This is a genomic window from Stenotrophomonas sp. 116085_Sma (assembly GCF_056479585.1).
On record NZ_CM151057.1, the window covers coordinates 3,367,890 to 3,384,614 of the forward strand.

General features: G+C 67.3%; 12 protein-coding genes and 1 tRNA gene. 6 read left to right on the forward strand and 7 right to left on the reverse strand.

Going from position 1 to position 16,725, the window contains the following annotated elements; translation table 11 throughout:
* The first annotated feature begins 32 nt into the window (after positions 1 to 32).
* From ACZK0Z_RS15865 to ACZK0Z_RS15875, 3 genes are all read left to right on the forward strand, one after another.
* The gene (locus ACZK0Z_RS15865; RefSeq protein WP_197633200.1) at positions 33 to 926 is read left to right on the forward strand and encodes a LysR substrate-binding domain-containing protein; all 894 of its coding nucleotides are present in this window, start codon (positions 33 to 35) and stop codon (positions 924 to 926) included.
* 56 nt (positions 927 to 982) lie between these two features.
* Positions 983 to 1,067, forward strand: a tRNA-Leu gene (locus tag ACZK0Z_RS15870).
* Between the two features lie 157 nt (positions 1,068 to 1,224).
* A complete protein-coding gene (locus tag ACZK0Z_RS15875) occupies positions 1,225 to 2,010 on the forward strand; it encodes a hypothetical protein (protein ID WP_197633201.1) in 786 nt (261 codons plus the stop codon).
* Between the two features lie 99 nt (positions 2,011 to 2,109).
* Here the strand turns inward: ACZK0Z_RS15875 and emrB are convergent, their stop codons facing one another.
* The 4 genes from emrB to emrR are packed head-to-tail and all read right to left on the reverse strand — an operon-like array spanning position 2,110 to position 6,830.
* Positions 2,110 to 3,696, reverse strand: coding sequence for a multidrug efflux MFS transporter permease subunit EmrB (emrB, locus tag ACZK0Z_RS15880; protein WP_049427532.1), 1,587 nt, complete (start codon positions 3,694 to 3,696; stop codon positions 2,110 to 2,112).
* 7 nt (positions 3,697 to 3,703) lie between these two features.
* On the reverse strand, positions 3,704 to 4,885 hold the full coding sequence (emrA, locus tag ACZK0Z_RS15885) for a multidrug efflux MFS transporter periplasmic adaptor subunit EmrA (protein ID WP_049427530.1): 1,182 nt from the start codon (positions 4,883 to 4,885) through the stop codon (positions 3,704 to 3,706).
* Between the two features lie 11 nt (positions 4,886 to 4,896).
* The gene (emrC, locus tag ACZK0Z_RS15890; RefSeq protein WP_197633202.1) at positions 4,897 to 6,390 is read right to left on the reverse strand and encodes a multidrug efflux transporter outer membrane subunit EmrC; all 1,494 of its coding nucleotides are present in this window, start codon (positions 6,388 to 6,390) and stop codon (positions 4,897 to 4,899) included.
* Positions 6,387 to 6,830: a multidrug efflux system transcriptional regulator EmrR gene (emrR, locus tag ACZK0Z_RS15895; protein ID WP_049429561.1), complete on the reverse strand. Its 444-nt coding sequence runs from the start codon at positions 6,828 to 6,830 to the stop codon at positions 6,387 to 6,389. The genes emrC and emrR overlap by 4 nt, the downstream gene beginning before the upstream one ends.
* Before the next feature lie 172 nt (positions 6,831 to 7,002).
* Here emrR and ACZK0Z_RS15900 point away from each other — a divergent pair, with 172 nt between their 5' ends.
* Positions 7,003 to 7,884 (forward strand): helix-turn-helix domain-containing protein, encoded by an 882-nt coding sequence (locus ACZK0Z_RS15900; RefSeq protein ID WP_180849161.1) that lies wholly within the window; start codon positions 7,003 to 7,005, stop codon positions 7,882 to 7,884.
* Between the two features lie 60 nt (positions 7,885 to 7,944).
* Complete coding sequence (gene parC, locus ACZK0Z_RS15905) at positions 7,945 to 10,188, forward strand: DNA topoisomerase IV subunit A (RefSeq protein ID WP_197633203.1); 2,244 nt, start codon at positions 7,945 to 7,947, stop codon at positions 10,186 to 10,188.
* A gap of 251 nt (positions 10,189 to 10,439) precedes the next feature.
* On the opposite strand, the gene bfr is transcribed toward parC, so the two are convergent.
* Positions 10,440 to 10,928, reverse strand: coding sequence for a bacterioferritin (bfr, locus tag ACZK0Z_RS15910; protein WP_049429558.1), 489 nt, complete (start codon positions 10,926 to 10,928; stop codon positions 10,440 to 10,442).
* Between the two features lie 124 nt (positions 10,929 to 11,052).
* On the opposite strand from bfr, the gene ACZK0Z_RS15915 reads away from it, so the two are divergent.
* Positions 11,053 to 13,380, forward strand: coding sequence for a penicillin acylase family protein (locus tag ACZK0Z_RS15915; RefSeq protein WP_197633204.1), 2,328 nt, complete (start codon positions 11,053 to 11,055; stop codon positions 13,378 to 13,380).
* Between the two features lie 123 nt (positions 13,381 to 13,503).
* Here the strand turns inward: ACZK0Z_RS15915 and ACZK0Z_RS15920 are convergent, their stop codons facing one another.
* Both ACZK0Z_RS15920 and asnB read right to left on the reverse strand, forming a co-directional pair.
* Positions 13,504 to 14,892: a cation:proton antiporter domain-containing protein gene (locus ACZK0Z_RS15920; RefSeq protein ID WP_100443632.1), complete on the reverse strand. Its 1,389-nt coding sequence runs from the start codon at positions 14,890 to 14,892 to the stop codon at positions 13,504 to 13,506.
* A gap of 131 nt (positions 14,893 to 15,023) precedes the next feature.
* Positions 15,024 to 16,715, reverse strand: a complete 1,692-nt coding sequence (gene asnB, locus ACZK0Z_RS15925) for an asparagine synthase B (protein WP_197633550.1) — start codon at positions 16,713 to 16,715, stop codon at positions 15,024 to 15,026.
* Positions 16,716 to 16,725 lie beyond the last annotated feature (10 nt).

Here is a 16,725-nt window from a genome sequence, read left to right on the forward strand (position 1 = left end):
CCGAAGGCAGCCGCCCTGCCGAGGTCATTCCCATGCGACTGGACATTGCCGATCTGCGCCTGTTCCTGGCCGTCGCCGACGCGGGCAGCATCACCGCCGGTGCGGCACAGGCCAACCTGGCCCTGGCATCGGCCAGTGAACGCCTGCGCGCCATCGAAGCCGATGCCGGCAGCACGCTGCTGGACCGGCATCCACGCGGGGTAAGCCTGACCGAAGCCGGTGCCGCCCTCGCCCACCATGCGCGCTTGATCATGCAGCAGCAGACGCAGCTGCGCGGCGAGCTGCAGGCATTCGCACAGGGCGCGCGCGGCACCCTGCACCTGTATGCCAATACCGCTGCGCTGACCAACTACCTGCCCTCGCGCCTGGCACCGTGGCTGGCCCAGCGGCCACGGCTGCGGGTGGAACTGCACGAGCGCACCAGCAACGAAGTCGTGCGCGCACTGCGCGCCGGGCAGGCCGAGGCCGGCATCATCAGCGACGCCGTGCCGGCCGAGGGACTGCAGCGCCATGTGGTGGCCGAAGATCCGCTGGTGATGCTGTTGCCGGGCCACCACCGTTTCGCCCAGCGCCGCAGCGTGTCCTTCGCCGATGTGCTGGGTGAAACTTTCGTCGCGCTGGCCGACGGCAATGCCCTGCAGACCTACATCGAAGAACTGGCCGCTGCCGCCGGTCGCGTGCTGGATGTGCGCATCCGCATGAAAACCTTCGAGGGCCTGTGCACGATGGTCGGCCACGGCATCGGCGTGGGCATCATGCCGCGCACGCTGGCCCGGCAACACCGGCGCAGCACCGGCACCGTTGCAGTTCCACTGGAAGATGCCTGGGCACAGCGTCGTCTCTGCGTGTGCATTGCCGACGCGCAGGCACTGTCAGCACCGATGCGCAGCCTGCTGCAGCACCTGGGCGTTCGCACTGAAAAATAAATGTGAAATTGTGTTGACACATCGGCGTGCTTACCGCACAATTTCTCTCCTGAGTCGCCCAGGTGGCGGAATTGGTAGACGCACTAGTTTCAGGTACTAGCGGGTAAAACCGTGGAGGTTCGAGTCCTCTCCTGGGCACCATGACTCAAGATGATCAAACCCGCGAAAGCGGGTTTTTTCGTTTCTGCAGTCCCCGTCGACCTGGATTGACAGCGCGCCCATCCTGAGCGCCTGCAACTGATTCAAGTCCGCCCATCCGGTACCGATATGGAAGGCAGGACCGTGAACATCTGGGCTTATGGACAAGGCAAAGAAAGACCCGATCACACTGGATGTTGCCTCGCTCTTCAACGAGATGAAGGAATTTGATGGCGCTTATGTGAAAGCGCGCAAGGCACACTCCCCTCCGATCCTCAGCGATACGGTACTGGTCGCCCTCGGAATCGCGCTCGCCGTCCTGCTGACCGTGATCGCAATGGCCGCCATCATCAAGCAATTTGCGTATGAAGGCGACCAAACCTTCTGGAATCCCATGGGTCTGGGATTCACGATTTTCCTTGTGGTCCTCGCGCTGCTCTGGGCAGTCTGGTTCGCAATGGATGCCGTTCACTCGGCATTGACGATGTATCGCACACGACTGACAGGTATCGATCAAGCACTCCGCCGCGACGATTGGGTCGCTGCCGCACTTCAGGAGCGGATCTACAGTGCGCAGAAGCAAGCAGCGAATGGCAAGGCTTCCTCGCCCATGGAGCCCGCCGGGACATGCGCGCGTTTGCAGCAATTGATCCGCCACCTGCAGTCGGAATGCCGAGTCCGCTTGGCACGTGCCAATACTGGAGGTCTACTGGGCGCAATGGCGGGCTTGATCATCACCGGGTCGGATACGGCGCAGAAGCTCATGCAGATCAAAGTGCCGATCGAGGTCCCCTCCTACACTGTGGCACTGGCCATCGGAATCATGCTTGGCGCAATCCTCCAAACCTACTTCGCCGCCAGACTCTCACGACTGGCGGAACTGCTGGAACGGGTCGTACTGGGCCTTCAGTCGCATTCATCGGCCAGCGCGGGCCAAAGCCGATAGCCCGTAGCATGCATTTCAGGTGTGACGGCCGCCACGACACCCCTCAAACAAAAACCCCGCCTTGCGGCGGGGTTCTTGCATTTCAACGGCAATGATCGATCAATGGCCGCCGGCAGACGCCGCACCCGCACCCGCGCCGAACGGTGGTTTGGCCAGCCACAGGAACGTGATGATCGCCAGGAAGATCCAGCCCAGCAGGAAGAAGATGTCGTTGAAGCCCATCTGCGAAGCCTGGTGGTTGATCATGTTGTTCAGCACCGCTGCACCGTTCTGCAGGTTGCCCTGCCCCATCGCGGTCACCTGGTCCTGCATGCCCGGCTGATAGGCCGAGATGTGCTCGGTCAGATCCGCATGGTGCACCTGGGTACGACGCGCCCACAGCCACGTGGTCAGCGATGCTGCGAAGCTGCCGCCCAGCGTACGCAGGAAGGTGGCCAGGCCGGAACCCGCCGCGATCTCGCGGCCATCCAGGTCCGACAGCAGGATCTGCAGCACCGGCATGAAGAACAGCGCCACGCCGATGCCCATGATCAGCTGCACGCCGGCCACGTGCATGTAGTCCACCTGCAGGTTGAAGTTCGAGCGCAGGAAGCTGGTCATCGACAGCACGATGAAGGCGATCGTGGCCAGCATGCGCATGTCGAAGCGCGATGCGTACTTGCCCACGAACGGGGTCATGATCACTGGCAGGATACCGATCGGCGCGGTCGCCAGGCCCGCCCAGATCGCGGTGTAGCCCATGTCACGCTGCAGCCACTGCGGGATCAGCAGCGCCACGCTGAAGAACGCCGCATAGGCCACCACCATCGCCAGCGTGCCTGCGCGGAAGTTTCGATGCCGGAACAGCTTGAGGTCGACGATCGGATCCTTGTCGGTCAGCTCCCAGATCAGGAAGACCGTCAGCGTCACCACTGCCACGCAGGCCAGCACCACGATCTTCATCGACGAGAACCAGTCCTCGTCATTGCCCAGATCGAGCACCAGCTGCAGCGCGCCGACACCGATCACCAGGGTGACCAGGCCGACATAGTCCATCTTCGGCTTCTCGATCTGCTCCGGGCGCCCCTTCAACTGGTTGCCCACCACCAGCGCGGCAAAGATGCCCAGCGGCACGTTGATCAGGAAGATCCACTCCCAACTGTAGTTGTCGGTGATCCAGCCACCGAGGATCGGGCCGCAGATCGGCGCCACCACCGTGATCATCGCCAGCAGCGCCAGCGCCTGCCCGCGCTTCTCGCGTGGATAGATCGAGACCAGCAGCGACTGCGTGATCGGATACATCGGGCCGGCCACGAAGCCCTGCAGCGCGCGTGACAGCACCAGCATGCCCATGCTCTGGGCCAGGCCGCACAGCAGTGAGGTGATGACGAAGGCCAGCGTGGCCCAGACGAACAGCTTGCGTTCGCCGAAGCGGCGGCTGAGCCAGCCGGTCAGCGGCAGCGCGATGGCCGTGCTGACCGCGAACGAGGTGATGACCCACGTCGCCTGCTGCGAACTGGCGCCGAGATTACCGGCGATGGTCGGCAGCGAGACGTTGGCGATGGTGGTGTCGAGCACCTGCATGAACGACGCCATCGCCAGGCCCACGGTGCACAGGGCGACGCTGGGCGGCAGGAATCCGGAGGCCGCTCCCGGCGCCGCCGGTGCGCCCGGAGCGCCGGGCGCGGCTGGAGCTTGTGCGGACATGGCGACCTCAGCCCGCCTTCGCCTGCTGCTGCGGCAGGTTGCCCTGGATGATCGTGTGGATCACCTCGTCGGCATCATGCAGCTGCTTGGCATACACGTCGGTGTCGAACACCGTGCCCTTGGCCGGGGTGCTCGGCAGCACTTCACCCTTCTGGTCGCGCAGGCTCACTTCAGCCTTCATCGACAGGCCGATGCGCAGCGGGTGTTCGGCCAGCTGCTTGGCATCGATGGCGATGCGCACCGGCACGCGCTGCACGATCTTGATCCAGTTGCCGCTGGCGTTCTGCGCCGGCAGCAGCGAGAACGCCGAACCGGTGCCCAGGCCCAGGCTCTGGATGCGGCCCTTGTACTTCACGTCACCGGCATACAGGTCCGACTTCAGCTCCACTTCCTGGCCCAGGCGCATGTGGCGCAGCTGGGTTTCCTTGAAGTTGGCCTCGACCCACATCTGCTCGGTCGGCACTACCGCCATCAGCGCGTTGCCCGGCTGCACGCGCTGGCCGACCTGCACCGAACGACGGGCGACGTAGCCGGTGACCGGCGCGACGATGCCGGCGCGGGCGTTGTTGAGGAAGGCCTGGCGCAGCTGCGCGGCTGCCGCCTGCACGTCCGGCTGGGTGGCGATCACGGTGTCGTCGACCAACGCGCGGTTGCGTTCGACGGTCTCGCGCGACCCGGCAACGGCCGCTTCGGCCGCAGCCAGCTCATCGCGGGCGTGGGCCAGTTCTTCGTTGGAGATGGCGCCGGTGGCGGCCAGGTCCTTGCGGCGGGCGAAGTCATCACGCACGCGCTTCAGGGTCACCTGGCGCGCGTTCAAGTCCGCCTGCGCGCCTTCCACGCTGCGGTACAGGCCACGGGTCTGGCGCACGGTCTTGGCCAGGTTGGCTTCGGCCTGCTGCAGCGCCACCGAGGTGTCGGACGGGTCCAGCTGCACCAGCAGCTGGCCGCGCTCCACGCGCATGCCGTCATCGGCGTTGATGGCGACCACGGTACCGGCCACCAGCGGGGTGATCTGCACTTGGTTGCCCTGCACGTAGGCATCGTCGGTCTCTTCGAACCAACGACCGAACATGAAGTACCACAGCGCCAGCGCGGCAAGCAGCAGCACGACGATCACGAACAGGCCGCGCAGCAGGTTGCCACGGCGGTTGGAGGCGGCCGGGGCCGCGGTGTCTTGGGTCTGGCTCATGGCAGGGGTCTTCAGGAATGCGAGGAATCGGAATGGGAGGCGATCGGTGCGCGGTCGGCGTCGGCGGGCTGGAAACCACCACCCAGTGCCTTGCTCAGGCGCACCGAGGACTGCACCTGCTGCGACTGCAGGCCGGCCAGCTGCTGCTGCGACTGCAACAGCGTGGACTGCGCGGTCAGCACGTCCAGGTAGCTGCCGATGCCGGCGCGGTAGCGCTGCTGGGCCAGGTCGAAGGCCGAGCGCGCGGTGTCCACCGCCTGCTGCTGCGAGTGCGCCTGCTGCGCCAGCGAGCGCACCGCATTGACCTGGTCGGCCACGTCGCGCAGCGCGTCGAGCACGGCCTGGTTGTAGTTGGCCACCGCCAGGTCGTACTGCGCATCGGTGTTGGCCAGGTTGGCACGCAGCTTGCCGCCTTCGAAGATCGGCAGGCTCAGCGCCGGGCCGATGTAGGCGAAGGTGGAGCTGCTCTTCAGCAGGTCACCCACGTTCGGGGCGACCACGCCAGCCAGCGCGGTCAGGTTGAAACTCGGGTAGAACTTGGTCCTGGCCACCTTGATCTGCTTGTCGGCTGCTTCAACGCGCCAGCGTGCGGCAACAATGTCGGGGCGACGGCCCAGCAGTTCGCTGGGCAGCACGCCCGGCAGCTGCAGCGCCAGCGGGTTCAGCGGCTGCGGGCGCTGGATCGACAGGCCACGGTCCGGGCCCTTGCCGACCAGCGCGGCCAGTGCGGTGCGGGCCGCGTCGATGCGCTGCTGCGCGGCCTGCACCTGCTGCTGCGCGGCCGGTACGCGAGCCTCGGCCTGGCGCACCTGCAGGTCGCTGTCGATGCCGGCACTGCGGCGCTGGCGGGTCAGCTCCAGCGACTTCTGCGAACGGGTCAGCTCTTCCTCGGCCACGTCATTGAGCTGCCACGCATAGGCCAGGTCGGCATAGGCCTGGGTGATGCCGGTGGACAGGTTCAGGCGGGCGGCCTGGGCTTCGACGGTGGCGGCGTGGGCACCATCCACGGCGGCTTCCCAGGCAGCGCGCTTGCCGCCCCACAGGTCCACGCCGTAGCTGAAGTCGAAGGCGACCTGGCTGCTGCCGCCGTAGCGGCCACCCATTTCGCTGCCGACCATCGACTCAGGCAGGCGCAGGCCGGTGTAGCCGCCGGACACCGACAGGCTGGGCAGCTGGTCAGCGCGCGCGGTACCGACCTGGGCCTGGGCCTGGCGCAGGCGCGCGTCGGCGGCGTCCAGGCTCGGATGACCGGCCAGGCCCTCGGCAACCAGCGCGTCCAGCTGCGCATCGCCCAGCGCCTTCCACCAGTCCTGCGCCGGGAAGCCGGTGGCGCTCAGGTCGGTGTCGGCCAGGGTGCGTTCGCTGTGCAGGCTGTCCACGTCTAGCACGTGGCCCTGCGGGGTGAGGCCACGGCTGCTGGCGCAGGCGGCCAGGGCCAGGGCCAGCGCTGACACCAGCAGCGCGCGCCCGGACCGGCGGAGAGTGGGATGCGGGATCGGGTTCATGGGGTCGTCAGTGAATCGCGGATTCGGGTAAGGAGGGACAGCAGCAGCGTGCGCTCGTCGGTGGAAAGATCGCGCAAGGCGTAATCCATCACCGCGTCGCCGCGCAGCTTCAGCCGCGCCCACAACGCGCGGCCTTCATCGGTCAGCACGATCTGCAGCGCGCGGCGGTCCTGCGCATGCGGTTCGCGGCGGACGCAGCCCAGCGCCTCCAGCTTGTCCAGCAGGCGGGTGACCGCGCTGGGCACCTGGTCGATGGCCTGGGCCAGCTCGTTGGCGGTGCACGGGGCCATGTGCGAAAGCACCTTCAGCCCGATGTAGTGGGTGAAGCCGATACCCAGATCTTCTTCGGCCATGGACGCGTCGAGTTGCCGGACCAGGCCGTCGCGCACCTGGCGCAGCAGCAGGCCGAAGCTGGGGGGAGTGGTTGCAGGACAGATCATGGGGGAGCATTCTCTTCCAAAAAAAATATTTCTCAATGGAAATATTTGATCTGGCATCGAATGCTGTGTTGCAGCAGTGGGCTGGATCAGTGACGGCGCACACCTTAATGGCCCGCTCAGCTGGCCCGGTAGTACAATTAAGCCAATGGATGACACATTTCAGCCAGCGGATATGATGAACAAGGCAGAAATCCCCCCTCCGAAACGCCTGCTGCGTGACGACGCACTGGACTGGTTCGAGCGCAACGACGGCCCGCCGGTGGTCGCCTTCCGCTTCGACAGCCCCCTCGGCCTGGTCCGGGAAGTGGACTGGCACCACCACCAGCGCGCCCAGCTGATCTGCGTCGAACGCGGCCTGCTGACCACCCGCACCTCGCACGGGACGTGGTCGCTGGCGCCGGGCTCGGCCGGCTGGATGCCGCCGCTGGAGCCGCATACGGTGACCCTGGACGGTCCGCTGCGTGGCTGGGGCATGGCGCTGGCCGCACCGGCCTGCGCCACCCTGCCCGCCGATCCCTGCGTGCTGGGCCTGTCCAAGCTGGCGCAGGCGCTGGCCGACCGCATCTGCGAATGGCCGCTGGGCTACGACACCACGCCCGAGCGCCAGCACATCATCGACGTGCTGCTGGACGAGATCCGCACTGCGCCGCGCCAGCGCATGCACCTGCCGATGCCGCATGACCGGCGCCTGCTGAAGATCGCCTCGCAGCTGCTGGCCGACCCGTCCGACGAGCGCAGCCTGGCCGAATGGGCGCACTGGGCCGGCCTGTCGCCGCGCAGCCTCACCCGCCACTTCCGCGACGAGACCACGCTCAGCTTCGCCCAGTGGCGGCAGCAGGCCCGGCTCTCCGAAGCCCTGCGCCAGTTGACCGATGGCCGCAGCGTGGCCGACATCGCCCACGCACTGGGCTTCAGCAGCGCCAGCGCCTTCGTCACCGTGTTCCGCCGCCACTTCGGGCTGCCGCCCGGGCGCTACCTGGCGCGGGCCGGGCATGGCCTGGAAACCGGGCTGGACCCTGCGCGCGGCTTGGCATCCCCCGCCGCATCCGGATAATCACAGGATTGCGAGCGGCGACCGCCGTCGCCGCCTCCCGACAACAGGTAACAACGCCGCATGACCGAACTTGCCCGCCCCGTGTTCCACGGATTCGAACAACTGCCGCTGCGCGAGTACGCCGAACGCGCCTACCTCGATTACTCGATGTACGTGGTCCTGGACCGCGCCCTGCCGTTCATCGGCGACGGCCTGAAGCCAGTGCAGCGCCGCATCATCTATTCGATGAGCGAGCTGGGCCTGAATGCCGCGTCCAAGCCGAAGAAGTCCGCGCGCACCGTCGGTGACGTCATCGGTAAGTACCACCCGCACGGCGACAGCGCGTGCTACGAGGCGCTGGTGCTGATGGCGCAGCCGTTCTCGTACCGCTACCCGCTGATCGAGGGCCAGGGCAACTTCGGCTCCAGCGACGACCCGAAGTCGTTCGCGGCGATGCGTTACACCGAATCCAAGCTGACCCCGATCGCCGAAGTGCTGCTGGGCGAGCTGGGCCAGGGCACCACCGACTGGGCGCCGAACTTCGACGGCACCCTGCAGGAACCGACCTGGATGCCGGCGCGGCTGCCGCACCTGCTGCTGAACGGCACCACCGGCATCGCCGTCGGCATGGCCACCGACGTACCGCCGCACAATCTCAACGAGATTGTCAGCGCGCTGCTGCACCTGCTGGACAACCCCGATGCGACCGTGCGCGACCTGTGCGAGCACGTGCAGGGCCCGGACTACCCGTCCAGCGCCGAGATCATCACCGCGGCCAACGATCTGCGGAACATGTACGAGACCGGCAACGGCAGCGTGCGTGCGCGTGCGACCTTCACCAAGGAAGCCAACAACATCGTGGTGACGGCGCTGCCGTTCCAGGTGTCGCCGTCGAAGGTGATCGAGCAGATTGCCGCGCAGATGCGCGCCAAGAAGCTGCCGTGGCTGGAAGACATCCGCGATGAATCCGACCACGCCAACCCGGTGCGCGTGGTGCTGGTGCCGCGTTCCAACCGCGTCGACGCCGAGCAGCTGATGGGCCACCTGTTCGCCACCACGGACATGGAGCGCAGCTACCGCGTCAACCTCAACGTGATCGGGCTGGACGGCCGTCCGCAGGTGAAGAACCTGAAGATGCTGCTCAGCGAATGGCTGACCTTCCGCAGCAACACCGTCACCCGCCGCCTGCAGCACCGCCTGCAGAAGGTCGAGCGCCGCCTGCACCTGCTGGAAGGCCTGCTGGTCGCCTTCCTCAACCTGGACGAGGTGATCCACATCATCCGTACCGAGGACGAACCGAAGGCGGCGCTGATCGCGCGCTTCGGCCTGTCCGAGGAACAGGCCGAGTACATCCTGGAAACCAAGCTGAAGCAGCTGGCCCGCCTGGAGGAGATGAAGATCCGCGGCGAGCAGGACGAGCTGGCCAAGGAGCGCGAGAAGATCCTCGGCATCCTCGACAGCAAGGCCAAGCTGAAGAAGCTGATCCGCGACGAACTGACCGCCGACGCCAAGAAGTTCGGCGACGCACGCCGTTCGCCGCTGGTGCAGCGCCAGGCCGCGCAGGCCATCGATGAGACCGAGCTGGTGCCGAGCGAGCCGATGACCGTGGTGCTGTCGGAGAAGGGCTGGATCCGTGCCGCCAAGGGCCACGACGTCGATGCATCGGCCCTGTCCTACCGCGAAGGCGACGGACTGCAGGGCGCGGTGCGCGCGCGCAGCACCCAGCAGGTCGCGTTCCTCGACAGCGAGGGCCGCGCCTACTCGACGCCGGTGCACACCCTGCCCTCCGCGCGTGGCAATGGCGAACCGCTGACCGGCCGCTTCTCGCCGGCGCCGGGCACCAGCTTCGTGACCCTGGCCAGTGCCGAGCCGGAGGCCCGCTTCGTGCTGGCCTCCAGTCATGGCTATGGCTTCGTCACCCGCTTCGAGAACCTGATCGGTCGCAACAAGGCCGGCAAGGCGATGCTGAATCTGTCGTCCGGCTCGTCGGTGCTCACTCCGTCGGTGCTCGCCAACGTGGCCACCGACCGCATCGTGGCGGTGACCAGCTCGGGCAACCTGCTGGCGATCGCCGCCAACGACCTGCCGGAACTGGACAAGGGCAAGGGCAACAAGATCATCGAGATCCCGAAGGCCAAGCTCGCCACCGAACGCGTGGTCGCCATCGTGGCGATCAGCCCGGGGCAGACCCTGCAGGTGCGCAGTGGCCAGCGCACGATGGGGCTGAAGTTCAACGAGCTCGACGCCTACCTCGGCGCCCGCGCCACCCGTGGCCACCTGCTGCCGCGCGGCTGGCAGAAGGTGGAAGGGTTGTCGGTGGAATAAGGGCTGGGGCCCTGCCCTGGTGGGTGTCAACCTTGGTTGACACGCCTTGCCGGGGATCAGACACGAAAAAGCCGGGGCAATCCCCGGCTTTTTCGTTGTCGGCTGGCGGGCGGTGGAGCAGCTGGCGGGCGAAGGCTGGCTGGCGGTGCGCCGGTGCTGGCGGGCGACAGAACGTTGTAGAGTCGAGCCATGCTCGACTCGGATCCAACAGCAGCCGAGCATGGCCCGGCTCTACAGAGAGCGGTGCCGGCTCAGTGCGCCGGGGCGCCGCTGCCGTCGATCTTGCTCAGCTGGTACAGCTCCAGGCCGATGCGCTTGATCAGGCCGAGCTGCTGTTCCAGCCACCAGGCGTGGTCTTCTTCGGTGTCCTTCAGCTGCGCCAGCAGGATGTCGCGGCTCACGTAGTCGCCGTTCTCCTCGCACAGCTTCATGCCAGCGGCGAGATTGTTCCGAACGGCGTATTCAGTGTCGAGATCCTTCTGCAGCATCTCTTCCACAGTCTTGCCCGGCTCGGTGGCATGCGGGCGCATGTCCGGGTCGCCGCCCAGGAACAGGATCCGGCGCAGCAGCGCATCGGCGTGCTGGGTTTCCTCTTCCATCTCGTGGTTCAGGCGTTCGTACAGCGCGAACAGGCCCTGATCCTCGTAGCGGCGGGAATGGATGAAGTACTGGTCGCGGGCAGCGAGCTCGCCGCGCAGCAGTTCCTTCAGACAGGCGATGACGTCCGGGTTGCCTTTCATGGGGGGGCTCCTGTGAATCGATGTGGCATAGGGTGCCGCATTTCAGAATACGGTGATCTAATCGGAATCAGTCGCAGTTGCGCCTGCGGCTACAATCGGCCCACGAGTTCGGAAAGGACGTGCGATGCGACGTACATGGCGTTGGGTGCTGGGCGTATTGATCGCCATCGTCCTGGTCACCGCCCTGGTGCTGTGGCTGCTGCTGCGCGGCAGCCTGGCCGACCTGGACGGCGAGCATGCGCTGCCGGGGCTGGCCAAGCCGGTCACCCTCGAACGCGATGCGCTGGGCGTGGTGACCATCACCGCCGCCAGCCAGGCCGACGCGATGCGCGCATTGGGTCGCGTGCATGCGCAGGAACGTTATTTCGAAATGGACCTGATGCGCCGCAGTGCCGCCGGTGAGCTGTCGGCGCTGTTCGGGCCGAAGGCCATCGACGCCGACAAGCGCATGCGCGTGCATCGGCTGCGCGCGCGCACCGAGGCGAACATGCAGGCTGCACTGGGCGACAACATCGAAGCCGTGAGCGCCTACGTCGGTGGGGTCAATGAAGGCCTGGCCGATCTCTCCGTGCGCCCGTGGGCCTACCTGCTGCTGCGGCAGTCACCGCAACCGTGGAAGGCCAGCGACAGCGTGCTGACCGGGCTGGCCATGTACGCCGACCTGCAGGACCCGGGCAACCAGACCGAGCTTGCACTGAGCCGCATCCGCGCAGTGGTGCCGTCCGCGCTGTACGCGCTGATCGCCCACGACGGCACCGAATGGGATGCACCGCTGTTCGGCGAACCGACCGGCAACGCCACGCTCCCCGATGCCAGCCAGCTCGACCTGCACACATTGAAGGGAAAATCCGGCACCGCGCAGGAAGAGGTGGACGCTGTCGGCAGCAACAACTTCGCGGTGGCGGGGGCGCTTACCGCCGATGGCCGCGCTATCGTCGCCGACGACATGCACCTGGGCCTGCGCGCACCGGGCCTGTGGTTCCGCGTGCGCCTGCGCTACCCCGACCCGCAGGCTGCCGGCGGCCAGGTCGACGTCACCGGCTTCTCGCTGCCCGGCCTGCCGGCCGTGATCGTCGGCAGCAACGGGCACGTGGCCTGGGGCTTCACCAACAGCTACATCGACACGGCGGACTACCGGACTGAACCGGCCAACGCCGCCGCGACCGTACATGAAGAACGCATCACCGTAGCCGGCCGGGCCGACGTGGTGTTCCCGGTGCGCGAAACCGCCTGGGGCCCGATCCTGCACACCCATGCCGATGGCCGCGGCGACGCGCTGCGCTGGGTCGCCCATCTGCCGGGCGCGGTACGGCTGGACTTCAGTGACCTGGCCCGCGCTGGCGATCTGGACGCGGCCCTGCGGTTCGCCGACCACGCCGGCATTCCCGCGCAGAACCTGGTGGTCGGCGACCGCAGCGGACGCATCGCCTGGCGCCTGATCGGCGCCCGCCCGGACCGCGGTCCGGGCTGTGCACCGGCCGGCTTCACGGCCACCAGCAACCAGGACTGCGCCCCCTGGCCGATCCGCAGCGATGCCTCGCCGGCACTGATCGACCCACCCAACCATCGCCTGTGGACCGCCAACGGCCGCGTCCTCGACGGCGAGGCACTGGCCAGTGTCGGCAACGGTGGTTATGACCTCGGCGCTCGTGCGCGGCAGATCCGCGACCTGCTGGCGATCCAGGAGCGCTTCGACGAACACGACCTGCTTGCGATCCAGCTCGACGACCGCGCGGTGTTCCTGCAGCGCTGGTGGGCACTGCTGCACGACGTCATCGAACGCAGTGACGATCCCGCGCTGAAGCGATTGAAGGCGGTCAGCCATCAGTGGGGCGGGCGCGCTTCCGCCAACTCGGTCAGCTACCGGGTGGTGCGCGAGTTCCGCACGCAGGTGATGGAGACGCTGTCCGATGCGCTGCTGGCACCGGCCAATGCGCAGCTGGGTGAGGACTACCTCGATCCGCGCCTGGCGCAGCTGGAAGGCGTGGCCTGGCCGATGCTGCAGCAGCGCCCGGCCAACCTGCTGCCGCCAGCGTTCGACAGCTGGGATGCGCTGCTGATCGATGCAGCACGTCGCACGGAAGCCGAGCTCTCCAGGCAAGGCCCACTGGCCAAGCGCACGTGGGGGGAACGCAATACCGCGGCAATCTGCCATCCGATCGCACGCGCGCTGCCGGAGTTCGCCAAGCGCTGGCTGTGCATGCCGGCCGACCGCCTGCCTGGTGACCGCGACATGCCGCGGGTGCAGACGCCGAACTTCGGTGCTTCCGAGCGCATGGTGGTATCGCCCGGCCACGAGGCCGACGGCATCGTGCACATGCCCGGCGGCCAGAGCGGGCATCCCCTGTCTCCGTACTGGGGCGCCGGCCACGAAGACTGGGTGCATGGCCGCCCGACCCCGTTCCTGCCCGGCAAGGCGCAGCACACCATGACGCTGGTGCCAGCGCGCTGACGGCGGCACCCACGTGCCCGAGGGTGCGCTGCACGCTGTAGAGCCGAGCCCATGCTCGGCTGCTTCTGGCGCGGAGCCGAGCATGGGCTCGGCTCTACGGAATGCCCTCGCCGCGCTACCGGGTCAGCTTCTACGCCGCTCGATCAGGTTCAACAGCGGCCCGGTCATCGCCGTGGTCACCAGCGCCATGATCACCAGCACCGCAAACAGGCGGTCACCGAGCAGGCCCAGCTCGTAGCCCAGGTTGAGCACGATCAGCTCCATCAGGCCGCGGGTATTCATCAGCGCGCCCAACCGCCATGCCTCACGCGTGGGCATGCCGGCACTGCGCGCAGCACTGAAGGTGCCCAGCAGCTTGCCGGCCGTGGCCACCACGATCACCACCGCGCACAGCACGATATCGCTGGCCTGCAATGCGTCGGCGCGCATCCGCAGACCGGTCATGGCGAAGAACAACGGCAGCAGCAGCGTCACCGCGAACGGTTCGACGCGGGCCATCAGCAGCTCGCGCAGCTGCACGTTGGACGACACCGCCACGCCCGCAGCAAAGGCACCGAACAGCGCATGGATGCCGAGCATCTCGGTGAACAGCGCACTGGCCAGCGACAGCAGCAGGATGCCCAGCAGCCAGCGCCCTTCGCGTCCCGGCGCGATCTGCTGGCGGGCGAACCAGGGCTTCACCAGCCCCAGCATCAACGCCACGAACGCAACCACGCACAGCAGGTTGAGGCTGGCCGGCAGCCAGCCACTCGCCTGGGCCGCGGCAACGATCAGCGCCAGCAGGCACCACGCGGTGGCGTCGCCCAAGGCGGCGCAGGCGATGGCGGTCTGGCCCAGCGATGTCTGGGTGATGCCACGGTCGGCGAGGATGCGCAGCAGCACCGGGAACGCGGTGATGCTCATCGAGATGCCGACGAACAGCGCGAACGCAGTGAAGCCCACACCTTCGGGGCCGTGCTGCGGGTACAGCCAGATCGCCAGCGCGATGCCGAGCACGAACGGCACCGCGATGCCGGCATGGCTGACCGTGAACGCAAAACGCCGTCGCCCGCGCAGCGCAGCCAGATCCAGCTCGGCACCGGCCACCAGCAGGAACATCAGCACGCCCAGCTGGCTGAGCATGCCCAGCGGCCCCAGCGAACTGCCCGGGAACAGCGCCCCATGCAGCTGCGGCAGCACGCTGCCCAGCACCAACGGGCCCATCATCAGGCCGGCCGCCATCTCGCCGATCACCGCCGGCTGGCCCAGCCGCTTCAGCAGTGCGCCCGCCCCCTTGGCCACCAGCAACAGCACCAGCAACTGCAGCAGGAACAGGCCCAGCGGCGAGGCCAGATGCTGCGCCCAGCCGCCCTCTGCCACAGCCGTAGCGCGGGCAACCGCAGCGGGTGCAGCAGGGCCAGCGAAGCGTGCCAGCAGTACACCGGCAAGCAAGGGCAGCGCGGCCCATGCCAGATAGCGCCATCCCCACTTCATCGGCGGCCGTTGGCTACCGCGCGGTACGTCCATGAACATTCCCCAATGTGCAGGGCGCCGATGATACGTCGCAAAAAGGGGACGGAGGGGACTAAGTCCTCCTTGTGCTCGCCGGTCATGGCCCGGCGCTACCATCGCTCGGTAGCGCCGGGCCATGCCCGGCGGAAGCATTACGCCAGGGCTTGTTCGTGCACGCCGGCGATCGCGCGTCCGGAAGGGTCGGCCGCCGCCGCGAAGCTGGCATCCCAGGCGATCGCCGCCGGCGAGGAACAGGCAATCGATTTGCCGCCCGGCACGGTCTCGGCCGCCGCGCGGCTCGGGAAGAACTGCTCGAACAGGTGGCGGTAGTAGTACGCCTCCTTGGTCTGCGGCGGGTTGTGCGGGAAGCGCTTGTCGGCGGCCGCCAGCACACGATCGCTCACCTGCGCTTCGGCATGCGCCTTCAGCCCATCGATCCAGCCGTAGCCGACGCCATCGCTGAACTGCTCCTTCTGCCGCCACAGGATGCTGTCCGGCAGGTAGCCATCGAACGCCTCGCGCAGCACCGCCTTCTCGATGCGACGGCCACCGAACCCGGCACCGACCATCTTGTGCGCGGCATCGAAGCGCATCGCCACGTCGAGGAATTCACGATCCAGGAACGGCACGCGCGGCTCCACGCCCCAGGCCATCATCGATTTGTTGGCACGCAGGCAATCGTAGTTGTGCAGGGCGTCGAGCTTGCGCACCAGCTCGTCGTGGAATTCGCGCGCATCCGGCGCCTTGTGGAAGTACAGGTAACCACCGAAGATCTCGTCGCTGCCTTCGCCGGACAGCACCATCTTCACGCCCATCGCCTTGATCCGCCGCGCCAGCAGGAACATCGGCGTCGACGCGCGGATGGTGGTGACGTCGTAGGTTTCGATGTGGCGGATCACTTCCGGCAGCACGTCCAGGCCTTCTTCGAAGGTGTATTCGAACCCGTGGTGCACAGTACCCAGCGCTTCGGCAGCAACCGCGGCAGCGGCCAGATCGGGGGATCCCTTCAGCCCGATCGCGAACGAGTGCAGGCGCGGCCACCAGGCTTCGGTCTGCCCGCCGTCCTCGATGCGACGGCGCGCGTAGCGTGCGGCCACGGCGGCCACCAGCGATGAATCCAGACCACCGGACAGCAGTACGCCATACGGCACGTCGCTCATCAGCTGGCGCTCCACGGCGTGCTCGAAGGCCTGCCGCAGTTCGGCGAGGTCGGCCTGGCGGCCCTGCACATCCGCATACTCACGCCACGGCTGCTGGTAGTAGCGCACCAGTTCACCACTGGCGCTGTCGAAATAGTGGCCCGGCGGGAACTGCGCGACATCGGCGCAGGAATCGACCAGCGCCTTCATCTCCGAAGCCACGCGCAGGCGCCCCTGCGCATCGTGGCCCCAGTACAGCGGCACCACGCCGACCGGGTCGCGCGCCACCAGCACGCGGCCGCTGTCACGGTCCCACAGCGCAAAGGCGAAGATGCCGTTGAGCTGCTCCAGCCACTGCGCCGGCGATCCGCCCTGGCGGTACAGCGCGTTGATCACTTCGCAGTCCGAGCCGGTCTGGAAGTCGTAGGCGGTGGTCAGCGCGGCCTTCAGTTGCTGGTGGTTGTAGATTTCGCCGTTCACCGCCAGCGCCAGGTGGCCGTCGGCAGACAGCAGCGGTTGCGAGCCGCCGGCCGGATCGACGATGGCCAGCCGCTCGTGGACCAGCAATGCGCCTTCGTCCAGGTACACGCCGCTCCAGTCCGGGCCACGGTGGCGCTGGCGCTGCGACAGTTCCAGCGCGTGCCGGCGCAGGGCGGGAAGATCGTCACCGGCCTGCAGGCCGAAGATTCCGAAGATCGAACACATGGCGGAGCTC